Origin of the sequence: Rhizobium sp. SU303, from assembly GCF_021052345.1 — a bacterium.
Taxonomy (GTDB): domain Bacteria; phylum Pseudomonadota; class Alphaproteobacteria; order Rhizobiales; family Rhizobiaceae; genus Rhizobium; species Rhizobium laguerreae.
The window spans coordinates 136,514-150,850 of the sequence record NZ_CP088097.1 but is presented as its reverse complement, the minus strand read 5'-3'; the positions used below and the strand labels follow the sequence as shown (position 1 = coordinate 150,850).

Sequence of the window (14,337 nt, the reverse complement as noted above, 5' to 3'; positions counted from 1 at the left end):
CTCAGGCTCCTCCATATTGGCGGACACGCGGATCAAGCAAAGCGAGCAGCATGTCGGCGATGATGTTGCCGACGATCAGCGTCGCCGACAGCACCATCATGAAGGTCGCGGTGACATAGACGTCGCCGACCGCCATTGAGCCGACGATCGCCGGACCGACGGTCGGCAGCGCGAAGATGATCGCGGTTTCGATCTCGCCGGTCAGCATGTAGGGCAGCACGACGCCCTGGTACATCACCAGCGGATGCAGCGCGTTGGGCGCCGCATGGCGCATGACAACCGCTCCGCCGGAAAGCCCCTTGGCCTTCGCCGTCTCGACATACTGGGCGTTCAGCGTATCGAGCAGATTGCCGCGCATGACGCGCATATTGTAGGCGAGCCCGCCGAAGGTGGCGATCGCCACGACCGGCCAGACATGGCTGACGAGATCGACGAATTTCGCCCAGGACCAGGGCGCCCCGCCATATTGCGGCGAGAAGAAGCTGCCGATCTCGGTCACGTTGAGCTGGAAGACCAGCAGATAGACGATGATCAGCGCCATCAGGAAGCGCGGCACCGTCATGCCGAGGAAGGAAATTCCCGAAAGCAGGCTGTCGATCCAGCTGTACTGGCGGGTCGCCGCCCAGATGCCGAAGCCGATGCCGAGCACCGAAGCAAAGAGATGGCAGACAAGCGCCAGAAGCAAGGTCCTCGGCAGGCGTTCGCCGACGACATCGGCCACCGGCTTGTTGTAAAACATGCTGTAGCCGAAATCACCGCGGGTCACGATGCCGCCGATCCAGTTGACGTACTGGATGACCAGCGGCTTATCGAGGCCATGTTCGACCCGGTAAGCCTGCGCCTGCGCTTCCGCCTGGGCATAGGAGGCGCCGCCCTGGTTGATCAGCTGGGAGCGGATGTAATCGGCATAGTCGCCGGGCGGGGCCTGGATGATTGCGAAGGTCACCACGCTCAGGATGAAGAGAATGGGGATCGCGGAGGCTATACGCACGAGCAGGAATCGTAACATCAGACGGTTCGCTTCTCCTTGCCGCCAGTCGCTCCTTGTCAGCGCGGCCGGCTCGTTGGTCATATCAGGCCGCGCGCGGCACGCGCGGCCCGGAACTCACTTCAGCTGGGAGGGAACTCTTCCCGCGCGTCGCATCGGATGCGACGCGCTTTAGCTTTGTTCAGCCATCATGGATCAGTTGATGGGGCCCTTCTCGCCGGGCTTGCCGGGCAGCTGTTGCGGGAACAGCTCGTACTTGCCCTGCTTGTCGGCGGCCACCCACAGGCGTTCGCGGATGATCGAGTCTTCAGCCCAGTTGAACATCATGATCGGCGTGCCCTGCGGCACGTTCGAGAACCGCTTGTTGATGATGAGCGCACCCGGGTATTCCGTCAGGCCCACCGTGTTGACGTGCTCGGTCGAGATCTTCTGGTACTGCTTCATCAGGTCGACGCGCTCCTCGTTGCTCTGGCTCGTCCTGAACTTGTTGATGACGTCGATAAGCTCCTGTTCGAAGGGCATCAGATCGAGTTGGTCATCCTTGCCGGCGCGGTGGTGCCAGCTGGTGCGCGGACCGACAGGGGCGAGCTGCTCGGTGTTCTGCACGACCGACGACAGCTCCGTCGTGTTGCGCTGGATCAGCCAGTCGAAGCGGCCGGCATAATGGGCGTCGTCACGCTTGGCGCCGTCGAGCGCATTGATGACGATCTTCAGGCCGAGCTTCTCCATCTGGCCGACGACACCTTCGGCAAGGCTCTTGTCGGTCGTGTACTGATTGTTGATCAGCATGACGATTTCGACATCCTTGCCGCCCGCCGTGCCGGCCGGAAAGTTCACGACGCCGTTGCCGTCGGTGTCCTTGAGGCCGGCCTTGGCGAGTTCGGCCTTGGCGCCCTCAAGATCGAAGGGATAGTAGACGGTCGAGTTGCGGTCGTAGAAGCTGGTGCCGGAAGAGAGCCCGCCGGGATAGATCGCGGTGAACGGTCCCTTGACCAGCGAGTCGCCGATCGCCTTGCGGTCGAGCGCCATGGTGACGGCCTTGCGGAAATCCTCGTTGCGGTTCAGCTCGCGGATCGCCTGACCGCGCTCGTCCGGGTTGCCCCAGCCATTGGCGGAAAAGTTCATGCGAAGATTGTAGCCGATGAGGCGCGGGCCGAAGGCAAGGCGGGCGGGTGCGGTTTCTTCCGCGGCACGCTTCAGCGAGGCGACGAAGTTTTCCGGCTGCTCGAGGTTCGAGATGTCGGCGGATCCGGCCACGGCCTGAACGTCGCGGTCGGCCCAGGTCGAGAGCTTGTAGTGCAGCTCGTTGAGATAAGGCAGCTGATTGCCCTTCTCGTCGACCTTCCAGTAATAGGGGTTGCGGCGCATGACGATGATATCGTCGGAGCGATATTCCACCGGCACCCAGCCGCCCATGACCGGCATGTTCATGAACTCCGGCGGGAAGGCGTTCTTGAACTGGTCGTAGGTGTTCTTCGAATATTTCGGATGCTTCGGCTTTAAGATATGCGACGGACCCGGGCAGAAGTTCGGGTAGGACATCGTGTAGAGATATTGTTTCGGGAAGGCCTCCTTGAAGGTCCATTCGACGGTGTAGTCGTCGATCTTCTTCAGCGTCGTCCCGGTGCCGAAGGCTTCCGGCGAGGCGCCGCCGCCAAGCGGCGAGACGTTCGGATCGATGACTTCGTCTTCCCAGTAGAACATGATGTCGTCGGCGTTGAACGGCGCGCCGTCAGACCATTTGGCGCCTTCGATCAGGTGCATGGTGAGTTTATGGCCGTCAGCGGACCAATCCCAGCTCTTGGCGAGGTTCGGCAGCGGCTCGGTGTCGGAGGCCTGCACCTGGAACAGCGGCGCGGTGCGCGTCAGGCATTCGGAAAGGCCGATATCGATGCCGCCCCAGCCCTGCGTCTGGCCGGCACCATAGTTCCAGCCTTCCGGCCGGCCGCCGATGACGTGGCGCATCGTATCGCCGTAGACACCGATGCCGTCGGGCATATTGCCTGTCTTGAAGACCATCGGCTCCTTCGGAAGGCGATCCTTGACCGGCGGCAGCTTGCCGGAGGCGACGAAGTTTTTCGCGACCCAGTCGGGCTCGTGATATTCGGGCAGCGCCTTGAACTCCAGGATGGAGTCGCGCGCGACATAGTTGATCTTGCCTTCGGCGGGGAAGTCGGCCGGCGCCGGCGGGATGGTTGGCTCGGAGGCATAGGCGTTCAAAGCCGCGGCTGAGACGCTGAGCGCCAGTCCGGCCAGAATGCTTGCGTTTCGGAAATTCATCATCGTTTCTCCCTCTTGTTCCGGAGCGCGGCTCACGCGGCTCCTTTTTCCTCGAACGACATGAAAGCGGGTCTGATGTCATGGGCTTCCCTCCCGGAAACCCATGACGACCCATCCTTCATGAAAATCAGACGGCCTGTTTCAGCGCCGCCTTTTCCGCGCGCAGCTCCTCGATCGAGCGAACGTTGCGGCGTGCGGCCCCCGCCCAGTCGCGGGTCTGCACCTTCGATTTCGACAACCGCTCCTTTGCGGCCGGCACGGCGTCGGCATATTGCGGCAGCCAGCGCGCCTGGGCAACGACCATCTCGTCGACCATCTGCCAGACTTCTTCCGGCGTCGACACGGCGCCGACCAGCGGATCGTGCAGCACGGCAAGCTTCAGAAGGTCGATGTCGCCCGATATCGCCGCGTGCACCGACATGCGCTGGACGTTGATCGAGGCGATGCAGGTCGCCGCACAGGCTTCCGGCAGGGTGACGCCGGAGACCATGTTGATGCCGAAGCGATCGACGAAGCCCGGCGATTCGATGATCGCATCGGACGGCAGGTTGGTGATGACACCATTGTTCTTGACGTTGAAATGGCCGCGATAGACCCGGTTCGTCTCCAGCGCCTCAAGGATGTGGCTCGCATGTTCGTTCGAGCGCTTGGCGGGATCGATCGGCTTTGCAGCCGATTCCAGGAATTGCGGATATTCCGTCTCGAACCAGTTGCGCGTTTCAGTGGAATGGCGGAGGTAGCCGCCGGTCTCGCCGTGGATCCAGTCGGACATGTCGATCCAGCGGGTGATTTCGTCAGGCCGCTTGCGATACCAGGGCAGGTATTCCGAGAGATGGCCGTTGCTTTCGGTGGAATAGACGCCGAAACGCTTCAGCACGTCGATGCGCAATTTCTCCTGCTGCGAATAGACGGGATGCGCCTCGAAGGCGGCGATCAGCTCGTCCTTGCCGATCCTGCGGCCGTTGAGGCGCAGGTCGATGAACCAGGTCTGGTGGTTGATGCCGGAGCAGATATAGTCGAGTTCGCTCAGCGACTTTGCGCCGAGCACCTCGGCGATCTGTTCGGCGCCATGCTGGACGCCGTGGCAGAGGCCGACGGTGTCGACCTTGCCGTATTCGATCGCCGCCCAGGTGTTCATCGCCATCGGGTTGGCATAGTTCAGGAATTTCGCACCGGGCTCGGCGACCTCTCTTATATCCTTGCAGAAGTCGAGGATGACCGGGATGTTGCGCTGGCCGTAGAGGATGCCGCCGGCGCAGATCGTATCGCCGACGCACTGATCGATGCCGTATTTCAGCGGGATGCGGATATCATCGGCATAGGCCTCGAGCCCACCGACCCGGACGCAGCTGATGATGTAGCGCGCGCCTTCCAGCGCCTGGCGCCGGTTGGTCGTCGCCGTCACCTTCGTCGGCAGCCCGTTCGCCTCGACGACGCGGTCGAGGATCGCCTTGATCATTTCGAGATTGTGTTCGCTGATATCGGTCAGCGCGAATTCGATGTCGCGAAACTCGGGAACGCACAATATATCGGTGAACAGCTTCTTGGTGAAACCGACGCTGCCTGCACCGATGATAGCGATTTTGAAACTCATGATCTTCACCTCGACCCAATCGAATGCTAAGGAAAAGAAGGCCATGGAGGATCCGGCCGCATGCCGACGCATGTGGCTGAAAACACCGTAAAATCTGCCATTTTCCTCCCGGCCGCTCTGTCGGCCGTGGTCTCTTCCTCTTGTCGAGCGGGATTATGCCCGAAATCGGCAGGGCGACCAGAGAAGGATTATGCTTTCAGGGGTAATTTTGTGCTGCAGGATTTGATCGCCAACGGACAGTCGATGAGGACGGTTTCGCTGCCCCGCGGCCGCCAGCGTTTGCATGCCATGCCGACCAGCGCCGGCTATGAAGTGCGCGAAAACGAGACCTATGACTGGGACGGCCGGCGGCGCGGCCAGACCCCCTTCACCGTACTGCAGCACACGATCAGCGGCAGCGGCCAGCTGCGCTACCAGCACCGCAACTATCGCCTTCAGGGCGGCGACACGCTGCTCGTCCTGGTGCCGCACAATCATCGCTACTGGCTGGAGAAAGGCGACCGCTGGGAATATTTCTGGATCTCGATGAACGGCGAGGAAACGCTGCGCATCCACCAGATGGTGCTGTCGACCGCTGGCCCAGTGCTGAAGCTGCAGCCCTCGACCATCGATCATCTTGCCGATTGCAGCCTGCGGCTCGTCAAGGGCGCGACATCGCCGGGTGCCGCGTCGGCGATCGCCTATGAAGCGGCGATGGCGCTTTATGACGACGTCTTCGGCTCGCCGGCCTTTGCCGCCGAGCTCAGCCTGATGCAGCCGGTGATCGACCATATCAACGCCAATCTCGAAAAGCCGCTGCCGGTCAGCGAGCTTGCCGGCATCGTCGGCCTCAGCCGCGCTCATTTCTCGCGCAGCTTCGCCGAGAGCGAGGGCATGCCGCCGGCCGAATTCGTGCTACAGCAGCGCCTGCAACGCGCCGTCAAGCTCTTGACCAAGGCCGACTTCCTGCCGGTCAAGGAAGTCGCCATCATGTGCGGCTTCGAGGACCCCAACTATTTCTCCAAGGTCTTCCGCCGCGTCTATGGCACCAACCCCACCGAATTCCGCACGACCGGCATGTATGCCAGCATCGGCAAGCTGCGATAGCTGGTCGTCCCAGTTGCCCAGTCGGCGCCTCGGTTCGGCCCCGCCGGAGCATCAGGAGATCGCGATGATCGATCGAGGACCTAAGACGCAGCTCGAGCCGGCACGCGCTGCGCTGCCTCGATATCGCATGTCCAGACCTTTATCAAAGGCGTCAACGAGAGCTGAAGAATGCAGACGCCGTCGCGTTTCTGCATTTGATGCGCCCTCCGAACGACATGGTCGGCGCGCCAATCACAACACTTTAAACGTGATCCGAGTTTTATTGAAAAACAATTTGGACGTGCTATAGTATTTCTATGACGGCGTGAGGGGTATGCTTTCCGAAAAAGCCAGATGTCGCCGTCGATGATCATGAAATTGCAAGCTTAGGCAATCCATCAAACATTGGGGAGGGCTCCATCATGGACCCGCTAAGCCTAGTTGTGGCCTTTTTACTTTCGTTGGTCGTGCCTGTCATCGTCATTGCTATCCGACAAACCGTCAAATTACACCGAGGTGAGATAATTCAGGACTTGGCTGCCGTCTTCCATTCGGCAAAAGAACCCGAATCGGAGCGGCTGATCCCGTCTTTCGAATTCGTCAAATTCAAATACTTCGTTCCGACGGGACTTGAGCGAGGGCAGAGGCAGGACTTCCAAGTTTGGGCCTGGGGGGTTGCTGTCTTTCCCTTCTTTCTTGTCGTCAGTTCAACAAGTTACATCTGCATCGAGTTTTTTCAGTACCCCCCTTTCGCTGACGCTCTCTTCGGAACGCACGCTCCCGTTGCTCTTTGCATGATAGCTGTGAGTGCGGCATTCTGTGGTGGCTATCTAAATTCGATCCGGGCTTTGACCCAATCAATACAGAATTTCGATCTCAGTCCCTCATTAATCGTAGCGTTGGCTACGCAGATCTTCTCCGCTGTCGTCCTCGCGGCGATTTTTGCCTATGCTGTGCATGCCATTTATGGAACCTCTGGCCTGCCTAAAGGAGTGGGTGTGCCACAGGTGGTGGCTGTCCTGGCATTCGCAATCGGTTTCTTCCCGGACGCCGCGCAACGCACACTCGTCGGGCGGTCGAAGCTAAAGAACTTCAAGCGCGAAAATCTTTCGGTCTATAAATACACGCTTGCGACGCCCGTGGAGCTTATCGACGGCATCGACACGGAAATTCGCAATCGGCTCTCCGATTTTCATATCGAAACAACACAGAACCTGGCGACCGCCAACCCGCTCATGCTCTTCGTCGAGACGCCCTTCGGTGTTTACCAGATCATGGACTGGGTTGCGCAGGCGCAGCTCTGCGCGTCTGTTGGTGCCGAGGCGATGACGTCAATGTGGAAGCTCGGCGTGCGAACCCTCTTTGATCTGGAGAGAGCGGCGCTCGACGAGCGTTGTCGCCATCCCGAGCTTCTGCAATCGATTGGGAGGCATCTGCTGGGCCATAAGGATGACAAGTCCGACTTCAGTCCCGAGGCGATTACCGCCAACATCCAGATGCGCCTTGACGATCCCCACGTCCACCGCTTGCGCCAGATTTAGGTCGGGGAGCGGATCGGTGAACGTCATTGGCGATTCCTCACGCGCGACGACGGCATTAGCCCTCGGAGCTACGATGCCACTGGCATCGTCTTCCAGACTCCGAACCGAATAAGGCTTGCCGATAGCGGAATCGACATTCGCCCAAACGACTATCTGGCCGTTGTGGGCGGCAAGAACAATGGCAAGCTACTCAAGGTGGGTGGCGTCGATCGAACATTGGTCACGGTCGATAAAGACGTGATTGACGAGGACGTCGGGCCTGACGCGGGCTCGGTCAGACTATTTAGGATCAACCCGTAGCACCGCTAGAACAGGATGATTTTAGGCCGACCCGGCCTCCTATTCTCAATTAAAAGATTTAGAGCATGGTGTCATTCGGCACCATGCTCTAGCGCCACCTCGCTCGAACCGATCATAGGCTGATCACTTTGTCTTCTCAGGCCCGGACCTCGAAGACCATGTTGAACGGCGTTTCAGTGGCGCGCCGGAAATGCGTGAATCCGGCGTCGAGAGCCACCTTTCGAAGCTTCATTTCTCCCGCCTGCGCGCCGAGCCCGAGCCCCACTTCCTGGGAGAGCGATGCCGGTGTGCAGATCATCGTCGACGCACCGTAATAGACACGGCCGACCGGATTGAGATTGTCCTTGAGATGGTCATGGGCAAAGGGCTCGACGATCAGCCACGTGCCGTTCGGCCCAAGCGTTTCCTTGACATGCCGGCCGGCGCCGACTGGATCGCCCATGTCGTGAAGGCAGTCGAACATGGCGACCATGTCATAGCCGCGCCCCGGAAATTCCGCCGCTGAGCCCTGCTCGAACGTCACACGGTCCGCAACGCCCGCATCTTCGGCGGCGGCCTTTGCTCTTTCGATCGACGGGCCATGATAGTCGAAGCCGGTAAAGCGGGAGGCGGGATAGGCCTGCGCCATCAGGATGGTCGAGGCGCCATGACCGCAGCCGACATCGGCGACGCTGGCGCCGGCCTTGAGCTTTTCCTCGACGCCTGCAAGGGCCGGAATCCATTCATTGACGAGATGGCTGTTATAGCCCGGACGAAAGAACCGCTCGGTGCCTCGGAAGAGGCAGGTGCTGTGCTCGTGCCAGCCGAGACCCTTGCCGGTGCGGAAGGCATCGGCGACCTTGGGCTCGTCCATCCACATGGATTGAACGACCTCGAAGGCACCCACGAAAAAGGCGGGGCTGTTTTCCTCGGCGAATACCATCGCCTGCTCCGGCGTCAGGCTGAAACGATCGGTCTTTTCATCGTAAACGACATAATCGGCAGCCGCCTGGGCGCTCAGCCATTCCCTGAGGTAGCGCTCCTTCACCCCCGTTTTCGCCGAAAGATCCTGGACGCTCATCGGCGTTCCGTCGGCCATCGCCTTGTAGATTCCGACCTGGTCGCCAAGCACGACCAAGGCCCCTGACATGGCGGCGCCGACGTCCCCAACAAGACGACCGACAAGCGCATCGAGTTTTTGCATATCTGGCTCACGCATTGTTACCTCCCCCGCGCGTGATAATGATGACTTAAATTAGACTTTAATGATATTCAGTCAATCAACCTTCTCTTTCGATAGATGAGCGTGGAGTATTAAAGGTCAAAGAATGGAATGACGGTGTTTGAAACACGAGCAGGAGGTTCATCGTCGGCTCAAGAGATCGCCGTTTTGCCCCTCATCCGGCTGCCGCCACCTTCGCCCCGTTTTTTACGGGGGTCCGCAGGACGGGTCGAGACCAGTGGCTCGACCCCGGCAAGGTTAGGGTGAAGGGCAGCCCAGCCATCGGCGCGAGCCGGACAATCATGCTCGCCATCCACTCGCCCGCCCTCATCATCGCTTGTATCGAGATTGCGTTTTTAATATAATCTTCCCGAGGCAGAATCACACTTTTGATGCAAGGTTATTGTTTTGTGTCTATCTTCCGCTCAATGCCGCGCTGCTCGTGCCCTTTTGGCATGGTCTCAGGACGATCTCTCATCGGCCTCGAAAGTCGCCAAAGCGACGATTGCTAATTTCGAGGCGGGAAAGCGCTCTCCCTACGAACGAACCCTTCAGGACATGAAGCATGCCCTGGAAGGCGGCGGCGTCATTTTCATCCCGGAAAATGGCGGGGGTGCGGGCGTTCGCCTGGCAAAACGCGCCGATGCCTCGATCGACACGAATGAGACCGAGACGGTTCAATATGAAGAATATCTCGAAAACGACGCACCGCCCGGTGCAGGTGGCTGAATGATGGCAAAGAAAGAGAAGCTCGAACACTCCGAACTGGCGGGAGAATTCACCGACGACGGGATCACCGTGCTCGTCGATATTTTCCGCACATCGGGCAGCAATGAAGACTGGACGATGGAAGTGGTCACGCAGGCGGAAGACCTGATCCGCTGGGACGAGCCATTTGCGACTGACCGGGATGCCTTCGACGAATTCCTGGCCGTCGTCGCCCGCGACGGCATTCGATCGTTTCTCGAAGATGAAGAGCCATCCGTGCATTGAGGGTATTCCGTGAAAAGTATCAATGATCTCGTCGCATCGGCAAAAACCGTCTGCGATCGATACCGAGCCGGGCGGATGGAGCGCGAGACCGTGCGGGAATGGGTTCTCGGACTTGGCGCCTATCCGCCGCCGCATGGAGATCGGGTGCGCGAAGCTGCGGAATGGTTCCGGCTGCACAATCGCGAGCCTGTTTCCGAAGACATCGTGCTTGTGGACATCGACCGGCTTGCAGCGATTGCGGCGCCGTGATCCCAGGCATGCGAGCGGATAGGCGAGCTGCAAAGGCTCGCCTATCCGCTCGCATGCCTGTCATTTGCAAATCGTTCGATGCGGGACGGATCGCCGGGGCGCCGGCGCTGTTTTACGGTTGCCCCGCCGCCCTCGATCCGGACTGGCGCAATTACGCCGTTACTAGGCGGCGTAGGACCAACGGCGGTCATGAGCCTTCTGCATAATACCCTCATCGCAGCGTCCATGCGCAGCGGGCTTGGGGTTCCGCTGCTTCGGCAAATGTGACACCCCTACGAGGCTGACATGGCACCTGCATCTCAAGCGCGCAGCGTACGTCAAGCGCAGCTAGAGTATTTTGATTCGTGCGATAAATAGAAGGAACAGCACGTGGCAGCATTTCCGGAAAAGGCAAAGGTCGTCATCATCGGGCTCGGCGGTATCGTAGGCGCCTCCATCGCGCATCATCTCGTCGAGCGGGGATGGGACGATATCGTCGGCATCGATAAGTCGGGCATACCGACCGATATCGGCTCGACTGCCCATGCCTCGGACTTCTGTTACACCACGAGCCACGACTATCTGTCGGTCTGGACAACGCAATATTCGATCGATTTCTACGAAAAAATGGGCCATTACGCCCGCATCGGCGGCCTCGAAGTGGCGCGCACCGGCGACGATACCTGGATGGAGGAAATCAAGCGCAAGCTATCCTCGGCACGCGCTTTCGGCACCCGCGCCCACTATGTCAGCCCTTCCGAGATCAAGGAGAAGTTCCCGCTGATCGAGGAAGATCAGGTGATGGGCGGCCTTTACGATCCGGATGCCGGCCTCGTCATTCCGCGCTCGCAGACCGTTGCCGGCAAGCTGGTCGATGCCGCCGAAAAGGCCGGCAAGCTGCAGGTGTTCGGCAATACGCCGGCGAAGTCGCTGATCGTCGAAGGCGGCCGCATCAAGGGCGTCGTCACCCATCGCGGCACGATCATGGCCGACCACGTCATCGTCTGCGCCGGCCTCTGGGGGCGCCTGATCGCGGAGATGGTCGGCGAAGACCTGCCGGTCATGCCGGTCGACCACCCGCTCACCTTCTTCGGTCCGTATAATGAATTTGAAGGCACCGGCAAGGAAATCGGCTTCCCGCTGCTGCGCGACCAGGGCAACTCCGCCTATATGCGCGATACCGGCGACCCGGCGACGACGGAGGGCGGCCAGATCGAGTGGGGCTACTACGAAGCCACCAATCCGCGCATGTGCCATCCGCGCGACATTCTCGAAAAACACGAAGCGCGCCTTTCGCCCTCGCAGCGTGACCTCGAGATGGAACAGATCATCGAGCCGCTCGAGCGCGCCATGGAACTGACGCCGATCCTCGGCGAACTCGGCTATAACGAGGGTCATTCCTTCAATGGCCTGCTGCAAGTGTCCGCCGGCGGAGGCGCATCCTGCGGCGAGAGCCAGAAGGTGCGCGGTCTCTGGTATTGCGTTGCCATCTGGGTCAAGGACGGCCCGGGCTATGGCAAGCTGATCGCCGACTGGATGACCGATGGCCGGACTGAAATCGATCACAACAGCATCGACTACGCCCGCTTCTATCCGCATCAATTGACGGAAGAGTTCATCGAGGGCCGCTGCTTTGAAGCCGCCCAGAAGATCTATTTCCCGGCTGTTCACACCCGCGAACCCTATGCATCCGGCCGCAACGCCAAACGCTCGCCCTTCTACGAGCGCGAAAAGGAACTCGGCGGCTACTTCATGGAACTTGGCGGCTGGGAGCGTGCGCATGGCTACGCCGCCAACGAACACCTTCTGGAGAAATACGCCGACCGCGTCCCGGTCCGCGAGAATGAATGGGACAGCCGCCATTTCTGGCGCGTATCGAATGCCGAGCATCTGGCGATGAGCGAGGATTGCGGCATCGTCAATCTCAGCCACTTCCACATGGTCGATATCGAGGGACCCGACCATGTCGAACTGATGGAATGGCTGTGCGCCGCCAAGATCGGTGGCGATGCAAACATCGGCAAGGGCATTTACACCCACTTCCTCGACGACGAAGGCATGGTGCGCGCTGACTTCACAGTCTTCCGCATGGCCGATCGATGCCGTCTCGTCAACGGCGCCGATGCCGGCCCGCGCGACCTGCACTACATGAAACGCGTCGCCGAAGACCGCGGCCTCGACGTGATCATCACCGACGTCTCGGAAAAATTCGTGACGATCGGCATCTGGGGTCCGAACGCGCGCGACACGCTGAAGAAGGCCGTGGCCGATCCGGCCGGGCTCGATCAGGAAAATTTCGCCTTTGCGGCGATCAAGCCGATCGAAATCGCCGGTAAGCCCGTCACCGCTTTCCGCATCTCCTATGTCGGCGAGCAGGGCTGGGAATTGCACATGAAGTACGAAGACGGCCTCGCCGTCTGGGATGCGCTGCGGTCGACCGGCGTGATGGCCTTCGGCGTCGAAACCTATGCAAACTCGCGCCGCATGGAAAAGAGCCTACGCCTGCAGAACGCCGACCTGCTGACCCAGTACAACCTGATCGAAGCCGATCTCGCCCGTCCGAAGGTCAAGGAAGCCGATTTCCGCGGCAAGGCAAAACATCTGGAATACAAGGCGCGCGAACACCAGCCGGCCATGCTCTGCACGCTTGTGATGACCGAGAACACCGACAAATCAGGCGTGAAGCGTTATCCCGTCGGCAATATGCCGGTTGTCGATCCCGCCACGGGAGAGGTTCTGGTCGACGAGCTTGGCCGTCGGTCCTACACGACCTCGGTCGCCTACGGCCCAACGGTCGGAAAGAACATCGCCTTGGCCTATCTGCCTTGGTCGCATTGCCAGGTCGGACGCAGGCTGAATGTCGAATATTTCGCCGAAACTTTTCCGGTCGAGGTTGTCGGCGTCGGGTACAAGCCGATCTATGACCCAGAAAATCTGAAGCCGCGCAGCTGAGCACTCACGTGCATGTGGCGCCGCAAACCCGGGGCGCCACGCTGAACGGCGGCTCGATGAGCTCGCTGGTGACACCTGTTCCAGGGGCCCAATAGCTGCTCTAAATCAAAGAAATAGAGCATGATGTTGTCGGCATCATGCTCGAGGCTACTTCCCCTGAAACTTCTTCCGCGCCGCGCGCACCACGCTCTCGGCGAGGATCAGCAGGCAGCCGAGGAGAAGCAGACGGCGGCGAGCAGCGCGTCGGCATGGGCGAATTTCACCAGCACGCCGACGACAGCGATCAGCAGCAGCGCCGCCAGCGCCAATGCGCCGTCGTCGATGAACATGCCGAAGAATTCCTTGAACACGCCTTTAAGAATATTCGTCATGCGGCGACCTCGGCATGGGCGTTGAAATACTGGCGCAGCATCCGGACGGCGGCGAAGGAAAAGACGGCAAGCACGGCAAGAATCGCCAGGAGCGAAAGGTCGGCGCCCGGCCAGTCGGCGCCGATGCCCTCGCCGACCCAGAATATGCCGAAGGCGCTGAGCAGTAGCCCGACGACAAATTTGAGACCGTTCTCCGGAACCGCCGAAAGCGGTTTGTGCACGAAGATGCCGATGATCAGCACCAAAAGGCAAGCCGCAGCGGCCCCAAGGCTGGCATAGCCGATCATGCCATGCGCGGCGCCGGTGGCGATGACAATGAACACCACCTCAATCCCCTCGAGCAGAACGGCCTTGAAGGCGGCAATGCCCGCCAGGAGATTGGCGCGGCGCTCTGAGGATTGGCGCCTCAGGCTGTCCGTCTCGGCGGCAAAGGCCTTGTCCTCGTCGTGCAGCGCGATGAAGCCCGAAGCCCTGAGGATCGCCTTGCGCAACCAGCGCAGGCCGAAGAGAACGAGCAGCGTTCCGATGACGAACTGCATCAGCTCGAGCGGAATGAGGCCGAGCAATGGACCGAGCGCCAGCACAAGGATGGCCAGAACGCCGAGCGCAAGACCGGTGCCGATAAAGGACGGCCGCCAGCTTTGCGTGACGCCGACGGCGAGGATGATAGTGAAGGCTTCAACAACCTCGACGAAGGATCCGAGAAATGCGGCCGCGACCGTCGAGGTGATCGTTGTCAGAGTTGTCATGGTTTTTGTCCGTTATACGGCGGAGATCAATGCGTTGTTGATGCCGGCAGCACTGTGCAACAGCTGCGAGAAAGG

11 protein-coding genes and 1 pseudogene are annotated in these 14,337 nt (G+C 60.2%); 6 read left to right on the top strand and 6 right to left on the bottom strand.

Features of this window, described 5'->3' with window-relative positions; all coding sequences use genetic code 11:
* Nucleotide 1: 1 nt before the first annotated feature.
* The 3 genes from RlegSU303_RS29665 to RlegSU303_RS29655 form a co-directional block, all read right to left on the bottom strand.
* A complete protein-coding gene (locus tag RlegSU303_RS29665; RefSeq protein ID WP_231283963.1) occupies nucleotides 2-1,009 on the bottom strand; it encodes an ABC transporter permease in 1,008 nt (335 codons plus the stop codon).
* Between the two features lie 174 nt (nucleotides 1,010-1,183).
* A complete protein-coding gene (locus tag RlegSU303_RS29660) occupies nucleotides 1,184-3,271 on the bottom strand; it encodes an ABC transporter substrate-binding protein (RefSeq protein ID WP_168276363.1) in 2,088 nt (695 codons plus the stop codon).
* A 124-nt stretch (nucleotides 3,272-3,395) separates the two neighbouring features.
* A complete protein-coding gene (locus tag RlegSU303_RS29655; protein ID WP_131621455.1) occupies nucleotides 3,396-4,862 on the bottom strand; it encodes an alpha-glucosidase/alpha-galactosidase in 1,467 nt (488 codons plus the stop codon).
* A gap of 60 nt (nucleotides 4,863-4,922) precedes the next feature.
* Here RlegSU303_RS29655 and RlegSU303_RS29650 point away from each other — a divergent pair, with 60 nt between their 5' ends.
* Both RlegSU303_RS29650 and RlegSU303_RS29645 read left to right on the top strand, forming a co-directional pair.
* On the top strand, nucleotides 4,923-5,948 hold the full coding sequence (locus RlegSU303_RS29650) for an AraC family transcriptional regulator (RefSeq protein ID WP_017957900.1): 1,026 nt from the start codon (nucleotides 4,923-4,925) through the stop codon (nucleotides 5,946-5,948).
* 401 nt (nucleotides 5,949-6,349) lie between these two features.
* Complete coding sequence (locus RlegSU303_RS29645) at nucleotides 6,350-7,468, top strand: hypothetical protein (protein WP_231283962.1); 1,119 nt, start codon at nucleotides 6,350-6,352, stop codon at nucleotides 7,466-7,468.
* 436 nt (nucleotides 7,469-7,904) lie between these two features.
* Here the strand turns inward: RlegSU303_RS29645 and RlegSU303_RS29640 are convergent, their stop codons facing one another.
* Nucleotides 7,905-8,966, bottom strand: a complete 1,062-nt coding sequence (locus RlegSU303_RS29640; RefSeq protein ID WP_131719859.1) for a class I SAM-dependent methyltransferase — start codon at nucleotides 8,964-8,966, stop codon at nucleotides 7,905-7,907.
* A 411-nt stretch (nucleotides 8,967-9,377) separates the two neighbouring features.
* Here RlegSU303_RS29640 and RlegSU303_RS29635 point away from each other — a divergent pair, with 411 nt between their 5' ends.
* The 4 genes from RlegSU303_RS29635 (at nucleotide 9,378) to RlegSU303_RS29620 (ending at nucleotide 13,142) form a co-directional block, all read left to right on the top strand.
* Nucleotides 9,378-9,698, top strand: a complete 321-nt coding sequence (locus tag RlegSU303_RS29635) for a helix-turn-helix domain-containing protein (RefSeq protein ID WP_130660469.1) — start codon at nucleotides 9,378-9,380, stop codon at nucleotides 9,696-9,698.
* A gap of 3 nt (nucleotides 9,699-9,701) precedes the next feature.
* Nucleotides 9,702-9,962, top strand: a complete 261-nt coding sequence (locus RlegSU303_RS29630) for a hypothetical protein (protein WP_025397793.1) — start codon at nucleotides 9,702-9,704, stop codon at nucleotides 9,960-9,962.
* A 9-nt stretch (nucleotides 9,963-9,971) separates the two neighbouring features.
* Nucleotides 9,972-10,211: a hypothetical protein gene (locus tag RlegSU303_RS29625; RefSeq protein WP_017957896.1), complete on the top strand. Its 240-nt coding sequence runs from the start codon at nucleotides 9,972-9,974 to the stop codon at nucleotides 10,209-10,211.
* A 369-nt stretch (nucleotides 10,212-10,580) separates the two neighbouring features.
* Complete coding sequence (locus RlegSU303_RS29620) at nucleotides 10,581-13,142, top strand: GcvT family protein (RefSeq protein ID WP_168276364.1); 2,562 nt, start codon at nucleotides 10,581-10,583, stop codon at nucleotides 13,140-13,142.
* A gap of 147 nt (nucleotides 13,143-13,289) precedes the next feature.
* On the opposite strand, the pseudogene RlegSU303_RS29615 reads toward RlegSU303_RS29620, so the two are convergent.
* Both RlegSU303_RS29615 and RlegSU303_RS29610 read right to left on the bottom strand, forming a co-directional pair.
* Nucleotides 13,290-13,513: pseudogene (locus RlegSU303_RS29615) on the bottom strand (hypothetical protein).
* Nucleotides 13,510-14,262, bottom strand: a complete 753-nt coding sequence (locus RlegSU303_RS29610) for a COG4280 domain-containing protein (RefSeq protein ID WP_231283961.1) — start codon at nucleotides 14,260-14,262, stop codon at nucleotides 13,510-13,512. Before RlegSU303_RS29610 ends, RlegSU303_RS29615 begins: the two are co-directional and overlap by 4 nt.
* Between the last annotated feature and the right edge of the window lie 75 nt (nucleotides 14,263-14,337).